General features: G+C 48.7%; 27 protein-coding genes and 1 pseudogene. 22 read left to right on the top strand and 6 right to left on the bottom strand.

From position 1 onward, the window contains the following. Positions 1–6 precede the first annotated feature (6 nt). From rpsN to AC0Z7K_RS23260, 17 genes are all read left to right on the top strand, one after another. Positions 7–312 carry a 30S ribosomal protein S14 gene (rpsN, locus tag AC0Z7K_RS23340; RefSeq protein WP_013573696.1) on the top strand — a complete coding sequence of 102 codons (306 nt, stop codon included), beginning with the start codon at positions 7–9 and terminating at the stop codon, positions 310–312. 33 nt (positions 313–345) lie between these two features. Beyond that, positions 346–738 (top strand): 30S ribosomal protein S8, encoded by a 393-nt coding sequence (gene rpsH, locus AC0Z7K_RS23335; RefSeq protein WP_112168255.1) that lies wholly within the window; start codon positions 346–348, stop codon positions 736–738. Between the two features lie 13 nt (positions 739–751). Beyond that, positions 752–1285: a 50S ribosomal protein L6 gene (gene rplF / locus AC0Z7K_RS23330; protein ID WP_112168256.1), complete on the top strand. Its 534-nt coding sequence runs from the start codon at positions 752–754 to the stop codon at positions 1283–1285. Positions 1286–1294: 9 nt separating this feature from the next. Then, the gene (rplR, locus tag AC0Z7K_RS23325) at positions 1295–1648 is read left to right on the top strand and encodes a 50S ribosomal protein L18 (RefSeq protein ID WP_034793671.1); all 354 of its coding nucleotides are present in this window, start codon (positions 1295–1297) and stop codon (positions 1646–1648) included. 14 nt (positions 1649–1662) lie between these two features. Continuing rightward, on the top strand, positions 1663–2163 hold the full coding sequence (gene rpsE, locus AC0Z7K_RS23320) for a 30S ribosomal protein S5 (RefSeq protein WP_013573700.1): 501 nt from the start codon (positions 1663–1665) through the stop codon (positions 2161–2163). Positions 2164–2169: 6 nt separating this feature from the next. Continuing rightward, on the top strand, positions 2170–2349 hold the full coding sequence (gene rpmD, locus AC0Z7K_RS23315) for a 50S ribosomal protein L30 (RefSeq protein ID WP_013573701.1): 180 nt from the start codon (positions 2170–2172) through the stop codon (positions 2347–2349). A 3-nt stretch (positions 2350–2352) separates the two neighbouring features. After that, the gene (gene rplO / locus AC0Z7K_RS23310) at positions 2353–2787 is read left to right on the top strand and encodes a 50S ribosomal protein L15 (protein WP_056778046.1); all 435 of its coding nucleotides are present in this window, start codon (positions 2353–2355) and stop codon (positions 2785–2787) included. A gap of 7 nt (positions 2788–2794) precedes the next feature. Beyond that, positions 2795–4126 carry a preprotein translocase subunit SecY gene (gene secY, locus AC0Z7K_RS23305; protein ID WP_034793668.1) on the top strand — a complete coding sequence of 444 codons (1332 nt, stop codon included), beginning with the start codon at positions 2795–2797 and terminating at the stop codon, positions 4124–4126. A gap of 33 nt (positions 4127–4159) precedes the next feature. Further along, positions 4160–4276, top strand: a complete 117-nt coding sequence (gene rpmJ / locus AC0Z7K_RS23300) for a 50S ribosomal protein L36 (protein ID WP_012768118.1) — start codon at positions 4160–4162, stop codon at positions 4274–4276. Positions 4277–4424: 148 nt separating this feature from the next. Next, positions 4425–4781 (top strand): 30S ribosomal protein S13, encoded by a 357-nt coding sequence (gene rpsM, locus AC0Z7K_RS23295; RefSeq protein ID WP_013573704.1) that lies wholly within the window; start codon positions 4425–4427, stop codon positions 4779–4781. Between the two features lie 17 nt (positions 4782–4798). Next, positions 4799–5188, top strand: coding sequence for a 30S ribosomal protein S11 (gene rpsK / locus AC0Z7K_RS23290; RefSeq protein WP_004929731.1), 390 nt, complete (start codon positions 4799–4801; stop codon positions 5186–5188). A gap of 30 nt (positions 5189–5218) precedes the next feature. After that, entirely contained in the window at positions 5219–5839 is a 621-nt protein-coding gene (gene rpsD, locus AC0Z7K_RS23285; RefSeq protein ID WP_056778049.1) for a 30S ribosomal protein S4, read from the top strand. A 25-nt stretch (positions 5840–5864) separates the two neighbouring features. Beyond that, positions 5865–6854, top strand: a complete 990-nt coding sequence (locus tag AC0Z7K_RS23280; RefSeq protein WP_002919219.1) for a DNA-directed RNA polymerase subunit alpha — start codon at positions 5865–5867, stop codon at positions 6852–6854. Positions 6855–6894: 40 nt separating this feature from the next. Next, positions 6895–7284, top strand: a complete 390-nt coding sequence (gene rplQ / locus AC0Z7K_RS23275; RefSeq protein WP_013573706.1) for a 50S ribosomal protein L17 — start codon at positions 6895–6897, stop codon at positions 7282–7284. A gap of 162 nt (positions 7285–7446) precedes the next feature. Continuing rightward, positions 7447–7815: a DnaJ family domain-containing protein gene (locus AC0Z7K_RS23270; RefSeq protein WP_485616129.1), complete on the top strand. Its 369-nt coding sequence runs from the start codon at positions 7447–7449 to the stop codon at positions 7813–7815. Positions 7816–7817: 2 nt separating this feature from the next. Continuing rightward, entirely contained in the window at positions 7818–8234 is a 417-nt protein-coding gene (zntR, locus tag AC0Z7K_RS23265) for a Zn(2+)-responsive transcriptional regulator (RefSeq protein ID WP_485616128.1), read from the top strand. A gap of 77 nt (positions 8235–8311) precedes the next feature. Further along, positions 8312–8536: an alternative ribosome-rescue factor A gene (locus AC0Z7K_RS23260; protein ID WP_485616126.1), complete on the top strand. Its 225-nt coding sequence runs from the start codon at positions 8312–8314 to the stop codon at positions 8534–8536. Positions 8537–8541: 5 nt separating this feature from the next. Here the strand turns inward: AC0Z7K_RS23260 and mscL are convergent, their stop codons facing one another. From mscL to def, 5 genes are all read right to left on the bottom strand, one after another. Further along, a complete protein-coding gene (gene mscL / locus AC0Z7K_RS23255; protein ID WP_112168260.1) occupies positions 8542–8958 on the bottom strand; it encodes a large-conductance mechanosensitive channel protein MscL in 417 nt (138 codons plus the stop codon). Positions 8959–9080: 122 nt separating this feature from the next. Then, positions 9081–10457 (bottom strand): Trk system potassium transporter TrkA, encoded by a 1377-nt coding sequence (gene trkA, locus AC0Z7K_RS23250; RefSeq protein WP_112168261.1) that lies wholly within the window; start codon positions 10455–10457, stop codon positions 9081–9083. A gap of 58 nt (positions 10458–10515) precedes the next feature. Then, positions 10516–11805 (bottom strand): 16S rRNA (cytosine(967)-C(5))-methyltransferase RsmB, encoded by a 1290-nt coding sequence (gene rsmB / locus AC0Z7K_RS23245; protein WP_485616125.1) that lies wholly within the window; start codon positions 11803–11805, stop codon positions 10516–10518. 74 nt (positions 11806–11879) lie between these two features. Continuing rightward, positions 11880–12839 (bottom strand): methionyl-tRNA formyltransferase, encoded by a 960-nt coding sequence (fmt, locus tag AC0Z7K_RS23240; RefSeq protein WP_485616150.1) that lies wholly within the window; start codon positions 12837–12839, stop codon positions 11880–11882. A gap of 1 nt (position 12840) precedes the next feature. After that, complete coding sequence (gene def, locus AC0Z7K_RS23235) at positions 12841–13353, bottom strand: peptide deformylase (protein WP_413531402.1); 513 nt, start codon at positions 13351–13353, stop codon at positions 12841–12843. 127 nt (positions 13354–13480) lie between these two features. Between def and dprA the strand changes: the two are divergent. The 5 genes and pseudogenes from dprA to aroE all read left to right on the top strand — a co-directional run bounded on the left by dprA (position 13481) and on the right by aroE (position 17076). After that, a pseudogene (gene dprA / locus AC0Z7K_RS23230) lies at positions 13481–14654 on the top strand (DNA-protecting protein DprA). Next, positions 14626–15099, top strand: a complete 474-nt coding sequence (locus AC0Z7K_RS23225) for a DUF494 family protein (protein WP_112168266.1) — start codon at positions 14626–14628, stop codon at positions 15097–15099. Before dprA ends, AC0Z7K_RS23225 begins: the two are co-directional and overlap by 29 nt. A gap of 24 nt (positions 15100–15123) precedes the next feature. Then, positions 15124–15663, top strand: a complete 540-nt coding sequence (locus AC0Z7K_RS23220) for a DNA topoisomerase family protein (protein WP_485616124.1) — start codon at positions 15124–15126, stop codon at positions 15661–15663. A gap of 12 nt (positions 15664–15675) precedes the next feature. Further along, positions 15676–16245, top strand: a complete 570-nt coding sequence (gene tsaC, locus AC0Z7K_RS23215; protein ID WP_485616123.1) for an L-threonylcarbamoyladenylate synthase type 1 TsaC — start codon at positions 15676–15678, stop codon at positions 16243–16245. 12 nt (positions 16246–16257) lie between these two features. Continuing rightward, complete coding sequence (gene aroE / locus AC0Z7K_RS23210) at positions 16258–17076, top strand: shikimate dehydrogenase (RefSeq protein ID WP_485616122.1); 819 nt, start codon at positions 16258–16260, stop codon at positions 17074–17076. 44 nt (positions 17077–17120) lie between these two features. Here the strand turns inward: aroE and AC0Z7K_RS23205 are convergent, their stop codons facing one another. Then, positions 17121–17660, bottom strand: coding sequence for a gamma carbonic anhydrase family protein (locus AC0Z7K_RS23205; RefSeq protein ID WP_485616121.1), 540 nt, complete (start codon positions 17658–17660; stop codon positions 17121–17123). Positions 17661–17938: the final 278 nt, after the last annotated feature.

Genomic DNA, 17938 nt, shown 5'->3' with positions numbered 1-17938 from the left:
TTACTAATGGCTAAGCAATCCATGAAAGCACGCGAAGTCGTTCGCGTAAAACTGGCTGATAAATACCGCGCTAAACGCGAGGAATTGAAAGCTATTATCTCTGGTGTGAACTCATCCGACGAAGATCGTTGGGATGCGGTTCTTAAGCTGCAGTCTCTGCCGCGTGATTCCAGCCCGTCTCGTCAGCGTAACCGCTGCCGTCAAACTGGTCGTCCGCATGCTTTCCTGCGGAAGTTCGGGTTGAGCCGTATTAAGGTCCGTGAAGCCGCTATGCGCGGTGAAATTCCGGGTCTTAAAAAGGCTAGCTGGTAATTGTCACCAATTGAATCACGGGAGTAAAGACAGATGAGCATGCAAGATCCGATCGCGGATATGCTGACCCGTATCCGTAACGGTCAAGCCGCGAACAAAGTTGCGGTCACCATGCCTTCCTCCAAGCTGAAAGTGGCTATTGCCAACGTGCTGAAGGAAGAAGGCTATATTGAAGAATTTAAAATCGAAGGCGACGCCAAACCTGAACTGGAATTAGTACTTAAGTACTTCCAGGGTAAGGCAGTGGTAGAAAGCATTCAACGTATCAGCCGTCCTGGTCTGCGCATCTATAAGAAAAAAGATGAGCTGCCAAAAGTTATGGCCGGTATGGGTATCGCTGTTATTTCTACCTCTAAAGGTGTTATGACTGATCGTTCAGCTCGCCAGGCTGGTCTTGGTGGCGAGATTATCTGCTACGTAGCTTAATCGGGAGGAAAGCATGTCTCGTGTTGCAAAAGCACCCGTCGTCATTCCTGCCGGCGTAGAGGTAAAACTCAACGGTCAGGTTATTTCGATTAAGGGTAAAAACGGCGAGCTGTCACGTACTATCCATGACGCCGTTGTTGTTAAACAGGAAGAAAATACACTGACTTTCGGTCCAAACGAAGGTTTTGTAGACGGATGGGCCCAAGCGGGTACCACTCGTGCACTGTTGAACTCAATGGTTATAGGTGTTACCGACGGCTTCACTAAAAAGCTTCAATTGGTAGGTGTTGGTTATCGTGCTGCTGTTAAAGGCAACGTGGTGAATTTAGCCTTAGGCTTCTCTCACCCGGTCGATCACCAATTGCCGGAAGGCGTTACTGCAGAATGTCCGACCCAGACTGAAATCGTGCTGAAAGGCGCTGATAAACAAGTCATTGGTCAGGTTGCTGCAGATTTACGTGCCTACCGTCGTCCTGAGCCTTATAAAGGCAAGGGTGTCCGTTACGCCGACGAAGTCGTGCGTACCAAAGAGGCTAAGAAGAAGTAAGGTAACACTATGGATAAGAAATCTGCTCGTATCCGTCGTGCGACCCGCGCACGCCGCAAGCTCAAGGAATTGGGTGCGACTCGCCTGGTGGTACATCGTACCCCGCGTCATATTTACGCACAGGTTATCGCACCAAACGGTTCTGAAGTATTAGTTGCTGCATCTACTGTAGAAAAAACTATTACTGAGCAACTGAAGTATACCGGCAACAAAGATGCTGCCACTGCTGTAGGTAAAGCTATCGCAGAACGCGCATTGGAAAAAGGGATCACGAAAGTATCCTTTGACCGTTCCGGTTTCCAATATCATGGTCGAGTCCAGGCACTGGCAGATGCTGCCCGTGAAGCTGGCCTTCAGTTCTAAGGAAGAGGTTTAAGATGGCTCACATCGAAAAACAAGCTGGCGAACTGCAGGAAAAGCTGATCGCGGTAAACCGCGTATCTAAAACCGTAAAAGGTGGCCGTATCTTCAGCTTTACCGCACTGACAGTAGTTGGTGATGGTAACGGTCGCGTTGGTTTTGGCTACGGCAAAGCACGCGAAGTTCCGGCAGCGATCCAGAAAGCGATGGAAAAAGCCCGTCGCAACATGATGAATGTCGCGCTGAACAGCGGCACCCTGCAGCATCCTGTTAAAGGTGCTCATACGGGTTCCCGTGTGTTCATGCAGCCGGCTTCCGAAGGTACCGGTATTATCGCCGGTGGTGCAATGCGCGCCGTCCTGGAAGTTGCAGGGGTTCATAACGTATTGGCTAAAGCTTATGGTTCTACAAACCCGATCAACGTGGTTCGTGCAACTATTGATGCTCTGGCAAATATGAAATCCCCACAAATGGTCGCTGCCAAGCGTGGTAAATCCGTTGAAGAAATTCTGGGGTAATTAACCATGGCAAAGACTATTAAAGTTACACAAACTCGCAGTTCCATTGGCCGTCTGCCGAAGCATAAAGCTACTCTGCTGGGCCTGGGTCTGCGTCGTATTGGTCACACCGTTGAGCGCGAGGATACTCCTGCTGTACGCGGTATGATCAACCTGGTTTCCTACATGGTTAAGGTTGAGGAGTAAGAGATGCGTTTAAATACTCTGTCTCCGGCTGATGGTGCCAAACAAGCGCCTAAGCGTGTAGGTCGTGGTATTGGTTCTGGCCTGGGTAAAACCGCTGGTCGTGGTCACAAAGGTCAGAACTCACGTTCTGGCGGTGGCGTACGTCGTGGTTTTGAAGGTGGTCAGATGCCTTTATATCGTCGTTTGCCGAAATTCGGCTTCACCTCCCGCAAAGCTATGATCACGGCAGAAGTACGTCTGTCTGAACTGGCTCTGGTGGAAGGCGACGTGATCGACCTGAACGCGCTGAAAGCCGCTAACGTAGTTGGTATCCAGATCGAATTCGCGAAAGTCATCCTTTCAGGCGAAGTCGGTCGTGCGGTAACTCTGCGTGGTTTGCGTGTCACCAAAGGCGCTCGTGTTGCTATCGAAGCTGCTGGCGGTAAAATTGAGGAATAAGTAGCAGATGGCTAAGCAACCGGGGTTAGATTTCCAAAGTGCCAAGGGTGGACTAGGCGAACTGAAGCGCAGACTTTTGTTTGTTATCGGTGCGCTGATTGTTTTCCGTATCGGCTCTTTTATTCCGATCCCTGGTATTGATGCCACTGTACTTGCCAAATTGCTCGAACAGCAAAGAGGCACCATCATTGAAATGTTTAACATGTTCTCTGGTGGCGCCCTTAGCCGTGCTTCAATCTTTGCTCTGGGGATCATGCCGTACATTTCGGCATCGATCATTATCCAGCTGTTAACGGTGGTTCATCCAGCGTTAGCAGAAATAAAGAAAGAAGGGGAGGCTGGCCGTCGTAAGATAAGCCAGTACACCCGTTACGGTACGCTGGTGTTGGCAGTGTTCCAGTCGATTGGTATTGCTACCGGTCTTCCGAACATGCCTGGTATGCAGGGCCTGGTGTTAAATCCAGGTTTTGCATTCTACTTTACTGCAGTTGTGAGCTTGGTTACCGGGACAATGTTCCTGATGTGGCTGGGTGAGCAGATTACTGAACGAGGTATCGGTAACGGTATTTCGATCATCATCTTTGCAGGTATCGTAGCGGGTCTCCCGCCAGCAGTTGCCCATACTATTGAACAAGCTCGGCAAGGCGACCTGCACTTCCTCCTGTTGCTGTTGGTTGCAGTTTTAGTGTTTGCAGTGACTTTCTTTGTGGTGTTTGTTGAACGTGGTCAACGTCGTATCGTCGTTAATTACGCTAAACGCCAACAAGGTCGTCGTGTCTATGCAGCACAGAGCACGCACTTACCGTTGAAAGTGAATATGGCTGGTGTTATTCCTGCTATCTTCGCTTCCAGCATCATTCTGTTCCCTGCCACGATTGCATCATGGTTTGGGGGCGGGACTGGTTGGAACTGGCTGACTACGATTTCGCTGTATTTGCAGCCTGGACAACCGCTTTATGTGTTACTCTATGCGACTGCAATCATCTTCTTCTGTTTCTTTTATACTGCGTTGGTGTTCAACCCGCGTGAGACAGCAGATAACCTGAAGAAGTCCGGTGCATTTGTACCAGGAATTCGTCCGGGAGAGCAAACGGCGAAGTACATCGATAAAGTAATGACTCGTTTAACCTTAATCGGTGCGATGTATATTACTTTCATCTGCCTTATCCCGGAGTTCATGCGTGACGCGATGAAAGTTCCATTCTACTTTGGTGGTACTTCTCTACTCATCGTAGTCGTCGTCATTATGGACTTTATGGCTCAAGTGCAAACTCTGATGATGTCAAGTCAGTATGAGTCTGCATTGAAGAAAGCAAACCTGAAAGGCTATAACCGCTAATCTGGTGCGTTTGAGAAGTTACGGAGAGTAAAAATGAAAGTTCGTGCTTCCGTCAAGAAATTATGTCGTAACTGCAAAATTGTTAAGCGTAACGGTATCGTTCGCGTAATCTGCAGCGCAGAACCGAAGCATAAACAGCGTCAAGGCTGATTATCTCGCATATTTTTCTTGCAAAGTTGGGTTGAGCTGGCTAGATTAGCCAGCCAATCTTTTGTATGTAAGCAGCAATACTATTTGAGTATCCTGAAAACGGGCTTTTCAGAATGGTGTTGCCGTATATAAATAGTAGGAGTGCATAGTGGCCCGTATAGCAGGCATTAACATTCCTGATCAGAAACATACCGTGATCGCATTAACTTCGATCTACGGCATCGGCAAAACCCGCTCACAGTCTATCTGTGCTGCATCCGGTATTGCTGAAAATGTTAAGATCAGTGAGCTGTCTGAAGAGCAAATCGAAAAACTGCGTGACGAAGTTGCCAAGTTCATTGTTGAAGGTGATCTGCGTCGTGAAGTCACCCTGAGCATCAAGCGTCTTATGGACCTTGGGACTTATCGTGGTTTGCGTCATCGTCGTGGTCTTCCAGTACGCGGTCAGCGTACCAAGACTAACGCACGTACCCGTAAGGGTCCGCGTAAACCGATCAAGAAATAATCGGGGTGATTGAATAAATGGCAAAGGCACCTGTTCGTACACGTAAACGTGTAAGAAAACAAGTCTCTGACGGCGTGGCTCATATCCATGCTTCTTTCAACAACACCATTGTTACCATTACCGATCGTCAGGGTAATGCTTTGGGTTGGGCAACAGCTGGTGGTTCCGGTTTCCGTGGTTCTCGTAAATCCACTCCGTTCGCAGCTCAGGTTGCAGCAGAGCGCTGCGCAGATGCAGTGAAAGAATACGGTATCAAGAATCTGGAAGTTATGGTTAAAGGACCTGGTCCTGGTCGTGAGTCTACTATCCGCGCGTTAAACGCGGCTGGTTTCCGCATCACTAATATTACTGATGTGACTCCTATCCCTCATAACGGTTGTCGTCCGCCGAAAAAGCGTCGCGTATAACGCTGCTTTTAGGTTTGTTGGAGAGAGAAAATGGCAAGATATTTGGGTCCTAAGCTCAAGCTTAGCCGTCGTGAGGGCACAGATTTATTCCTTAAATCTGGCGTTCGCGCGATCGATACCAAGTGTAAAATTGAACAAGCTCCTGGTCAGCATGGTGCGCGTAAACCGCGTCTGTCTGATTACGGTGTACAGTTACGTGAAAAGCAAAAAGTTCGCCGTATCTTCGGTGTTCTTGAGCGTCAGTTCCGTAACTATTATAAAGAAGCAGCACGCCTGAAAGGCAACACCGGTGAAAACCTGTTGCAACTCCTGGAAGGTCGTTTGGACAACGTTGTTTATCGTATGGGCTTCGGCGCTACTCGTGCGGAATCGCGCCAGTTAGTTAGCCACAAAGCTATCATGGTAAACGGTCGCGTTGTTAACATCGCTTCTTATCAGGTATCTCCGAATGACGTTGTCAGCATCCGAGAGAAAGCTAAAAAGCAATCTCGCGTGAAGGCCGCTTTGGAGTTGGCTGAACAGCGTGAAAAGCCGACTTGGCTTGAAGTTGATGCTGCTAAGATGGAAGGTGTGTTCAAGCGTATGCCTGAACGTACTGATCTGTCTTCCGACATTAACGAACACCTGATCGTCGAGCTTTACTCTAAGTAAAGCTTAGTACCAAAGAGAGGACACAATGCAGGGTTCTGTGACAGAGTTTCTAAAACCGCGCCTGGTAGATATCGAGCAAGTCAGTTCGACGCACGCCAAGGTGACCCTTGAGCCTTTAGAACGTGGCTTTGGCCATACTTTAGGCAACGCACTGCGCCGTATTCTGCTTTCATCCATGCCGGGTTGCGCGGTGACCGAGGTTGAGATTGATGGTGTACTGCATGAGTACAGCACCAAAGAAGGCGTACAGGAAGATATCCTGGAAATCCTGCTCAACCTGAAAGGGCTGGCGGTGAGAGTTCAAGGGAAAGATGAAGTTATTCTTACCCTGAATAAGTCTGGCATTGGCCCTGTGACTGCAGCCGACATTACCCATGATGGTGATGTCGAAATCGTCAAGCCGCAACATGTCATTTGCCACCTGACCGATGAAAACGCTGCTATTAGCATGCGTATCAAAGTTCAACGTGGTCGAGGTTATGTACCGGCGTCTGCCCGAATTCATTCGGAAGAAGATGAGCGCCCAATTGGTCGTCTGTTAGTAGATGCATGCTACAGCCCTGTAGAGCGAATTGCCTACAATGTTGAAGCAGCGCGTGTAGAACAGCGTACCGATTTGGACAAGCTGGTTATCGAAATGGAAACCAACGGTACGATCGATCCTGAAGAGGCGATCCGTCGTGCGGCAACCATTCTTGCTGAACAACTTGAAGCTTTCGTTGATTTACGTGATGTACGTCAACCGGAAGTCAAAGAAGAGAAGCCGGAATTCGATCCAATCCTGCTGCGCCCTGTTGACGATCTGGAATTGACTGTCCGCTCTGCTAACTGCCTTAAGGCAGAAGCAATCCACTACATCGGTGATCTGGTACAGCGTACCGAGGTTGAGTTACTTAAAACACCTAACCTGGGTAAAAAATCTCTTACTGAGATCAAAGACGTACTTGCGTCCCGTGGTTTGTCACTAGGCATGCGCCTGGAAAACTGGCCACCAGCAAGTATTGCTGACGAGTAACCGGATCACAGGTTAAGGTTTTACTGAGAAGGATAAGGTCATGCGCCATCGTAAGAGTGGTCGTCAACTGAACCGTAACAGCAGCCACCGACAGGCTATGTTCCGTAACATGGCCGGCTCTTTGGTTCGTCATGAGATCATCAAGACGACCCTGCCGAAAGCGAAAGAGCTGCGTCGCGTTGTTGAGCCGCTGATTACTCTTGCCAAGACCGACAACGTTGCAAATCGTCGTCTGGCATTCGCCCGTACTCGTGATAACGAGATCGTGGCAAAACTGTTTAATGAACTGGGCCCGCGTTTCGCGAGCCGTGCCGGTGGTTACACTCGTATTCTTAAGTGTGGTTTCCGTGCAGGCGACAATGCGCCGATGGCATACATCGAGCTCGTTGATCGTGCAGAGTCAAAAGCAGAAGTAGCAACTGCTGAATAATCTGTAGATGCATGAAAAAACCGGGCTTGCCCGGTTTTTTTACATCCAAAATTCCGTCTCCCCTAAGTCACCGCATCCCTAAATTCATGCTACTCACAATTAATCTGGCATTCGCGCTATGCTAACGGAATCAACCTAGTTGCTATTGCAGGGGCCAGAGCCATGTTTCTTATTGATCAATGGGTTGAAAAACACATTAAAGACGCCAGTGAGAACGGTGAGTTTGATAACCTTGCTGGCCAGGGCAAACCATTGGTTTTAGATGACGACAGTGCTGTACCTGAAGAGCTACGAACTGCATATCGTATTCTCAAAAATTCCGGGTATTTACCTCCTGAATTGCAAGACCGAAAGGAGGCTATCGAGTTAAATCATATGTTGAGAAGCCTGATGCCTGATAATCCTGAGTTTTGTGCTATTGATAAGAGGCTCAACGTCCTTAAGCTGCGGCTCCAGCAGGCAGGCATTAATACGGATTTTCTTGAAGGTCGCTACAGAGATGAACTAAATAAAAAGTTTAAAGGTGTATAACTATGCTTAAAATCGGTGAATTAGCCAGGCTCGCTAATGTTTCTAGCGATACCATTCGCTACTATGAAAAACAGGGCATGATGAGTTCAACAGTGCGCAATGGCTCTGGGTATCGTCAATACGATGACAGTGACCTTCAAAGACTGCGTTTCATTCGTTATGCAAAATCGACAGGATTTACACTTGAAGCAATAAAGGAGCTGCTTTCAATCCGTATCGATCCAGCGCACCACACCTGTCAGGACTCGAAGTCCATTGTTGAAGAGCGACTCGCCGAGGTGGAGCTTAAACTTAAGGAACTGATGCAGATGCGTGAATCGTTACAGAGGTTGAGCAAAGCCTGCTGCGGCTCAGCTCATTCCAGCGTCAGTTGCTCAATTTTAGAAGCACTAGAATATGGGGCTGGGAAGGTGGCATAAAAACCGCTTTCGAAGAAGGGATCAAGGCAGTATGATTGGCTGGCATTTTATGCAGTCGTTTTTACACAGAGGAATCTATGAGTAACTATAAGCACCAAAGAGGCACAATTCAGGATAATGCACTGCAAGCACTTTTACATGACCCACTATTTAAGCAACGCGTTGAAAAGAATCAGAAAGGGAAAGGCAGTTACCGCCGTAAAGAAAAGAATGGGAAAGGGAGCTATCTGGAGGGCAGTGTTGAGTGTTCGTTCGAATATTCAACACTGCCCTTCTTAAAGCAAGGTCATCCTGTACACTGAGTTTGTTAGAATTTCGGTGTCTGTTGTTCTTTCAATAAGTCGCGGATTTCAGCTAACAGTGTTTCTTCAGCAGTAGGTTTTGGTGGTGCTGCCGGCACATCTTCTTTCTTGCGGCGCATTTTATTCATAAATGTAATCGCGCAGAAGATCGCTAATGCGACGATGATGAAGTCAAAAATATTCTGAATGAAAACACCGTAATGCATTACTACAGCAGGTACGGTTCCCTGAGCTTCTCTTAGTACCAATGCAAATTGTTTAAAATCTACCCCACCGATGAGTAAACCCAGCGGGGGCATAATAATATCAGCAACCAGCGATGATACGATTTTCCCAAAAGCAGCACCAATGATCACACCAACGGCCAGGTCAACCACGTTGCCTCGCATGGCAAACTCACGAAACTCTTTCATAAAACTCATAAAACTCTCCTTGGCAAATTCAACAATTGTGTCAAACAAAGTAAAGACCATTTGCAGCGTCTTCGCTACAAAACTTGACCTCTAATCTCTCATTCATGCAAAAAATCATACCCAGTGATGTCTTATAAGAAGAATGGGCTCGGCTGGAACAGCCGTTCCACATCTCTTACAAACTTCTTATCGGTTATGAACATGACGACGTGGTCGCCCTGTTGGATCCTGCTGTTTCCGTTAGCAATAATGACTTCGTTACCACGAACAATTGCGCCTATAGTTGTACCTGGCGGCAACTTAATTTGTTCGACCGTACGTCCAACAACTTTGGATGTCGTTTCGTCGCCGTGAGCGATAGCCTCGATAGCTTCGGCCACGCCACGACGCAAAGATGACACACTGACAATGTCAGCTTTTCGAACATGGCCGAGCAATGCTGAGATGGTGGCCTGCTGCGGAGAAATCGCAATATCGATTACGCTCCCCTGAACAAGGTCGACGTAGGCACTTCGTTGGATTAACACCATCGCTTTCTTAGCACCCATACGTTTTGCCAACATCGCGGACATTATATTGGCCTCATCGTCGTTGGTGATGGCAATGAAGACATCGACCTGTTCGATGTGCTCCTCAGCCAACAGTTCTTGGTCAGAAGCATCACCGTAAAACACAATCGTGTCCTGTAAGAGTTCCGCCAATTCGGCCGCACGTTGCTGATCGCGTTCAATCAATTTAACGCTGTAATTTTTCTCCAGCCTTTGTGCCAGACCCGCGCCGACGTTACCACCTCCTACGATCATGATACGTTTGTAGGGTTTCTCAAGTCGCTGAAGCTCACTCATTACGGCGCGAATATGTTGAGATGCTGCGACGAAGAATACTTCATCACCGGCTTCAATAATCGTTGAACCCTGAGGGCGGATAGGACGTTCCTGGCGGAAGATTGCTGCCACACGAGTTTCAATGTGAGGCATGTGTTCGCGCATTGATGAGAGCGCATTCCCAACTAGCGGGCCACCGTAGTAGGCTTTCACTGCCGCAATACTGACTTTGCCCTCTGCAAAGTTAACCACCTGAAGCGCACCTGGGTATTCAATCAGCTTGTAGATGTAGTCTGTGACTAGTTGCTCAGGTGAAATCAGATGGTCGATAGGGACGGCTTCAGGATGGAAAAGCTTCTCTGATTCGCGGATATATTCTGTCGAGCGAATACGGGCAATACGGTTAGGGGTGTTAAACAGCGAATAAGCTATCTGACAGGCCACCATATTGGTTTCATCTGAATTGGTGACTGCAACCAGCATATCGGCATCTTCCGCGCCGGCTTCACGCAAAACGCGAGGATGGGAACCGTGGCCCTGAACGACACGTAGATCAAATTTATCCTGAAGCTGACGCAAACGAACTGTATTGGTATCTACAACGGTTATATCGTTGTTTTCACCTACCAGGTTTTCGGCGAGTGTTCCGCCAACCTGCCCGGCGCCGAGAATGATTATTTTCATATGACTCTCTGCTTTGCCTTAAAATATCAGCCTGAGAAGTAAACGCTAGTGGAGGCGTTTAACTTTTTATCAGTTTAGCGTAATAGAAACCGTCACCATCTTCAGCGTGTGGAAGATTTTGTCGGCCCGGCTTTTCCGCTGTACCTGTTTCGACCAGCGTCGCATCAGGATGCATCTCTAAAAATGCAGCAATTTGTTCGCTGTTTTCGTCAGGCAGAATGGAGCAGGTGGCATACACCATCACACCCTGGCTTTTCAGGCGTGGCCAGACGGCCTCTAGGATTTCTTTCTGCAGCTTAGCCAGTTCAGCAATATCACTATCACGGCGTAGCCATTTAATATCAGGATGTCGACGAATAACACCGGTTGCAGAGCACGGCGCATCGAGCAAGATGCGATCGAAGATGCGGTCACCCGCCCAACTCTGCGGCTCGCGGCCATCACCCTGTTTGACTTCCGCATTCAGCTTCAGACGCTGAAGATTCTCATGAACGCGTATCAGGCGTTGTTCATCAACATCTACCGCCAGAACATGTGCTTTCGGGGCCGCTTCCAAAATATGCGTGGTTTTTCCGCCCGGCGCGCAACATAAGTCAAGGATCATCTCGCCATCTTGAGGATCCAGCAGATCAACGCTGCCTTGTGCCGATGCATCCTGAACCGTTACCCAGCCTTGTGCGAAACCCGGCAGCAGATTCACCTGACAGGGTGTCACGAGACGCAGCGCGTCCCGATATTCCGCATGAGGGACTGCTTCAATCTGCGCTTCGTTCAGTAAATTTAAATACTCTTCACGTGAATGATGAATGCGGTTGACGCGCAACCACATCGGAGGCCTTTGGTTATTGGCATCAACGATATTCTCCCATTCTGTGGGATAGGCTTTTTTGAGACGTTTTAGTAACCAGCTCGGGTGAAGATGGCGGCTGTCGTTATTGGACATTCGCGGAAGTAGTTCTTCCTGCTGCCGCTGGAACTGACGCAGAACCCCGTTGATCAGGCCCTTGAGTTGCGGCCGTTTAAGAGCAACGGCACCCTCAACTGTCTCCGCCAAGATGGCATGGGCGGGAATGCGTGTATGTATTAGCTGATATAAGCCAACCATGAGCAAATAATGCAGGGTTCGCTGTTTGCCGGTGAGTGGTTTCGCCATCAGTTGCTGCAAACACCATTCTAGTTGAGGCAATACCCGGAGCGTGCCGAAACAGAGTTCCTGTAGTAAGCCGCGGTCTTTATCGGAGATGTTTTTCTGCAAACCGGGTAGAACAGTAGAAAGTGACAAACCTTTGTCTAACACCTGGCTAATAGCTTGAGCTGCAATACTTCGGAGATTATAGGCTGTTTTCATAGTCAAAGAAGCTGACCAGTGTCAGCATTATTATGGAGATAAGCCCGACATTAAGCCGGGCATAGTCACAATGGTCAGGCTATACGGGTGCCTGCGGTAAACCATTCACGACGAGAGTTCAGCAAATCCTGAGCGGACATTGCCTTTTTACCTGAAGGTTGTAGTTGGGTGATATTCAGAACACCTTTAGCGGTCGCAATCTGAATCCCCTTTTTATCTGCGGCAACAATTGTTCCCGGCAGCGCACTACTTTCATCAGGTAAACATTCTGCTTGCCAGACTTTTACCGGCTGATCGTCAATCATGAAGAAACTGACGGGCCATGGATTAAATGCGCGAATGCAACGTTCAAGCTGCTCAGCGGACAACGACCAGTCCAATCGTGCTTCCTCTTTGCTAAGTTTCTCAGCATAGGTGACGAGCTCTTCATGCTGAACTTCTGGTCGGGCAGTGCCGTTTGCCAGTTGCTTCAGAGTTTCCAGCATGCCTGACGGGCCGAGCTCTGCCAGCTTGTTATAAAGTGACGCACTGGTATCTTCAGGCAGGATATCGCACTCAACTTTGTGCAGCATATCACCAGTGTCCAGGCCAACGTCCATTTGCATAATAGTGATGCCGGTTTTAGCATCGCCTGCCCAGAGTGAACGCTGAATAGGAGCAGCTCCACGCCAGCGCGGCAGGAGTGAGCCATGGACATTGATACAGCCCAGTTTAGGCATTTCAAGCACGGCTTTGGGTAGAATTAGCCCGTATGCGACAACCACCATGATGTCTGCTTCTAATTCAGAAACCAGCAGCTGATTTTCTTCCGGGCGCAGAGACTTAGGCTGAAAGACGGGTATGTTGTTGGCTTCTGCAAGCACTTTTACCGGGCTTGCCGTCAGTTTATTTCCGCGTCCGGCAGGGCGATCGGGTTGTGTGAAAACACCAACAACCTGATGTTCAGATGTTAAAAGCGCGTCAAGATGACGCGCTGCAAAATCGGGGGTACCTGCAAATATAATCCGCAAAGCAGTGTCCTGTAATCGACGAATATTAGTCAGCCCGGGCGTTCAGCTTGGCCATCTTTTCCATTTTCTGACGGATGCGCTGACGTTTCAGTGGAGACAAGTAATCCACAAACAATACGCCTACAAGATGATCCATTTCATGCTGAATACAAATGGCCAGCAGATCATCTGCTTCAAGCTCAAAGCTTTTGCCATCGCGATCCAGTGCACGAATTTTCACTTTCTCAGCACGCGGAACAAGCGCACGTTGATCAGGGATCGACAGGCAACCTTCTTCAATCCCGGTTTCGCCGCTTTTTTCCAGCAATTCAGGATTGATGAGAACCAGACGTTCGTCGCGGTTTTCGGAAACGTCGATCACGATTATCCGCTGATGGATATTGACCTGAGTCGCAGCCAGGCCAATGCCTTCCTCTGCATACATCGTTTCAAACATATCATCCACGATTTGCTGGATTTTGGCGTCAACTTCTTTGACCGGTTTTGCAGTAATGCGAAGCCGCTCGTCTGGGAAATGTAATATCTGTAATACGGACATATTTTTCTGGATCTTTATTCAAATGATTGAAGATATATAGACTCTATTCTAGACATTTTCAGCTCCGATTGACAGCATCCTGTGCCAATAGAATCAGTCGCCGGTAGGCATTGCGCGGAGCGGAGTTATGACATTACAGGAAGTATGGATTCGTTTGTCGATGGTAAAACGTCTCGATGCACATAGCGCAGAGGGAATCATTCGGGCTCTCTACAGCCAAGGGGATTATTCAGAGTCTGAGCTATTTTGCTGTGGGCTCTTGCCGGAGCAGATTACGGATTTTCTAAAGCTCAATCCGCAATGGATCTCAACGTCTTTGAAATGGCTGGAACGTGATAACTGTCATCTCGTGACGTATAACAGTCCTCTCTATCCTCCTCTGCTCTCACAGATATCGTCACCACCGTTGGTTCTGTTTGTCGAGGGGCCGCCTGATTTATTGTCTTCACCTCAGTTAGCTATGGTCGGGAGCCGCCATTACACCCACTACGGCGAGCAATATGCGCAGGTTTTTGCGGGCGGATTGGTCAGTAGCGGTTTCACTGTCACCAGTGGCCTCGCCATGGGTATTGATGGAATCAGTCATAAAGCGACGCTCGACGCAGAGGGAAAAACCATTGCCGTACTGGGAAGTGGATTAATGAACCGCTACCCATCGCTTCACTCGGCGCTTGCAGATCGTATTCTTGAGCAGGGAGGCATGTTAGTTTCCGAGCATTTAGTAACAATGCCTCCCGTTGCCGCCAACTTCCCACGTCGTAATCGGATTATCAGTGGCCTGAGTGTCGGCGTTCTTGTGGTTGAAGCAACTTTGCGAAGCGGATCGCTGATCACTGCTCGTTATGCGCTGGAGCAGGGAAGAGAAGTTTTTGCTTTACCCGGGCCGCTGGGAAGTCAGACGTCTGAGGGAACGCACTGGCTTATCCGGCAGGGGGGGGGCGTATCTGGTCACAAAACCCAACGATATCGCCGAACATATAGGCAGCGGGCTGACATGGTTTCCGGCCATCGCGACATCACCAGCCTGCAAAACTCCAGCGAATGAGAAAATTTATCCTTCTGAGGCGATTTTTTGTGCGCAAGATGACGAAGTTGAATTGCCATTTGCTGATGTGTTGGCTAACGTAGAATATGAGGTGACATCTGTTGACGTCGTCGCCGAACGTGCCGGCCAACCTGTGCCAGAAGTGGTGGGTAAACTACTCGAGCTGGAGTTAGCAGGATGGATCGCAGCTGTACCCGGCGGCTATGTCCGAATTAAGAGGGCAGGCCATGTTCGACGTACTAATGTACTTATTTGAAACTTACATTCACAACGAAGCGGAGATGAATGTTGACGAGGATAGGTTAACGGATGACTTGACCGAGGCTGGTTTCCACCGGGCTGATATTCACAATGCGCTGAATTGGCTTGAAAAACTTGCGGATATGCAAGAGGGTGGTACCCCATCTTACATGCTGGATTCCGATCCTTCAGCATTACGAGTCTACACCGATGAGGAAACGAACCGGTTAGATTGCACATGTCGTGGTTTTTTATTGTTCCTGGAACAGATTAAAGTTTTGAATTTCGATACCAGGGAGATGGTTATCGATCGTGTTATGGCTCTGGACACTGAAGAATTCGATCTCGAAGATCTTAAGTGGGTGGTGCTGATGGTTCTCTTTAATATTCCCGGATATGAAAGTGCATATCAGCAAATGGAAGAGCTGTTATTTGAAGTTAATGAAGGTTATCTGCATTAAGAGATAACGGGTAAAACATAGCGTATGACAAAAGCAGCATTTTTTGCTGAGAAGCAGAATGAATCCTGTCCGGAATGCGGGGCCGGTTTGGTGATCCGTAGCGGTCGCCACGGCCCTTTTCTCAGTTGTTCTTCTTACCCAGCATGTCAGTACATCCGCCCGCTAAAAGCTCAGGCTGACGGACATATCGTTAAAGTGTTGGACGGCCAGCTCTGCCCCAAATGTCAGTCGACACTTGTGTTGCGTCAGGGACGTTATGGGATGTTTATAGGCTGTAGCCAGTATCCGGAATGTGATCATAGTGAAGTGATCGACAAACCCGAAGAAACGAGTCTGAGTTGTCCGCAGTGTGGCAAAGGCCATCTGTTACAACGGAAGTCGCGTTTTGGTAAAGTCTTCCATGCGTGTGATCGCTATCCTGATTGCCAGTTTGCGATTAATAATAAACCCGTTGCAGGCGAATGTGCACAATGCCATTACCCGTTGTTAATGGAAAAGAAAACCGCGCAAGGTATTAAGTTATTTTGTGCCAGCAAATTATGCGGTAAAGCCGTAGAAACGTAAGATAATCCAAAAATGAATAAAGAAGCTAACGACTCATTTAGCACAGTGCTTGCCGCATTGCAGAAGCAGCAAGTGATTGCATATCCAACAGAGGCGGTATTTGGGCTTGGATGCGATCCGGACAGTGAAAGTGCAGTAGAAGCACTACTAGCGCTGAAAAAACGCCCTAAAGATAAAGGGCTGATTCTTATTGCGGAGAATTATGAGCAACTCCTTTCTTATATAGATGACTCGTCCCTGACCGAGCAACAACGTCAGATGATACATTCATCCTGGCCGGGACCGGTAACCTGGGTGATGCCAGCGAAGGCATCTACGCCAGACTGGCTGACTGGTCGTTTCTCTTCACTTGCCGTGCGCGTTACTGATCATCCTTTAGTGAAAGAGCTCTGCCTGAAATTTGGCAAGCCACTGGTATCAACCAGCGCCAACCTCAACGGACAGCCTCCGTGTCGTGTTGCAGAAGAAGTGAGCCAACAATTTGGAAAGGATTTCCCCGTCCTGGCAGGTCAAGTCGGCGGAAGGGAAAATCCATCAGAAATTCGGGATGCCCTCACCGGCAACCTTATTCGTCAAGGCTAAGGAACAAAGGTCATGCCAACTTTTGCGGTATTTGGGAATCCCATCAGTCATAGCAAATCCCCACGGATTCACGCACTCTTCGCCAGCCAAACAGGATTAGAGCATACCTATGGGACGATACTGGCGCCGCACGAAGAATTCGAAGAAACGCTGAGATCCTTTTTTCACGGCGGAGCTCGGGGTGCAAATATTACCGTGCCTTTCAAAGAACGTGCTTTTGCCGAGTCCGATGAACTCACCGATCGCGCGGCACTTTCTGGCGCGGTGAATACTTTGAAGAAGCTTGAAGACGGTCGCCTGCTTGGTGATAACACAGACGGCATCGGGATGTTGAGCGATCTCGAACGTCTGAATCTTATCAGAAGTAGCGATCGGGTTTTGTTGGTGGGTGCCGGCGGTGCAGCCCGGGGGGTTATCCTTCCTTTACTGTCTTACGGTTGTTCTGTCGTCGTCACTAACCGCACCTTTGAGCGGGCGCAGCACTTAAGCCATATCTTTGAAAGCAGAGGCGTGATCCAGGCCATCGCTCTGAATGATCTGGCAACCGAATCTTTCGATTTGATTATTAACGCCACGGCCTCAGGTATTAAAGGCGAGATCCCGGCGATCCCCACAGAGGTTCTAACGCCGCAGGCTCGTATTTACGACATGTACTATCAGGCTGGCCCGACACCCTTTATAGATTGGGCTCAAAAGAACGGCGTAACCGAGTATGCGGATGGATTAGGGATGCTGGTCGGTCAGGCCGCCCATTCATTCCAGCTATGGCATGGCGTAATGCCTGACATCGAACCCGTGCTGGCGCAATTGCAGAAAGATTTACTGGGCTGATAATGGAACCTGAAGAGGGTTTCAGGTTCCCTGACGTGTTCCTATTACTCTTCTGAAAGATACACATCTTTCCAGGTCACATAGTTATTTGAAGAGTAAGTTAATCCAGCCAGCTCTTCAGACGTCAGCTCCCGAACCTGTTTTACAGGACTTCCTAAATAGAGATAGCCACTTTCCAGACGTTTTCCTGGAGGCACCAGACTTCCTGCCCCAATCATAACGTCATCTTCAATGATCGCCCCGTCCAGCAATATAGATCCCATTCCCACCAGAACACGACTTCCGATCGTACAACCATGCAGCATAGCTTTGTGTCCGACTGTCACATCCTCACCAATAATAAGAGGATGGCCTTCAGGATTGTGGCGCGACTGATGGGTGACGTGTAGCACGCTGCCATCCTGAACATTGGTTCGACAGCCGATAACGACATGATTCACATCACCACGAATAACAACCAATGGCCAGATACTGACGTCGTCCGCGAGAGCGACATCCCCAATGACAACGCTGGAAGAGTCAACCATGACCTTTTCTCCCAGAGTTGGCGCTAATCCCTGATATGCACGTAAAGCCTGAGACATATGTAAGTACCTCATAGTTGAGTTTTAACACTGGCAATATAGTTCGGGTGGGATGAAATACCAATTCGTCGGCATCAAGATTGGTGTTAAAACCCGCGGATCGGGTGAGATCTCTGCGAAGGGGTGGAAAAATACGCAGTCGATCCTTTTATTCGAAATTAATGCTTGTGCAAAAAATTCGGATCCCTATAATGCCGCTCCATCGACAGGGAACAACGTGAACAACATCACGAAGTAACCGGGTCGGGAAAGATTAAAAACAGCGGCATCCGGCGAAA

The organism is Rahnella sp. 1L-D-7-B-C2, from assembly GCF_057290995.1.
This window is presented reverse-complemented; position numbering and strand designations above follow the sequence as displayed.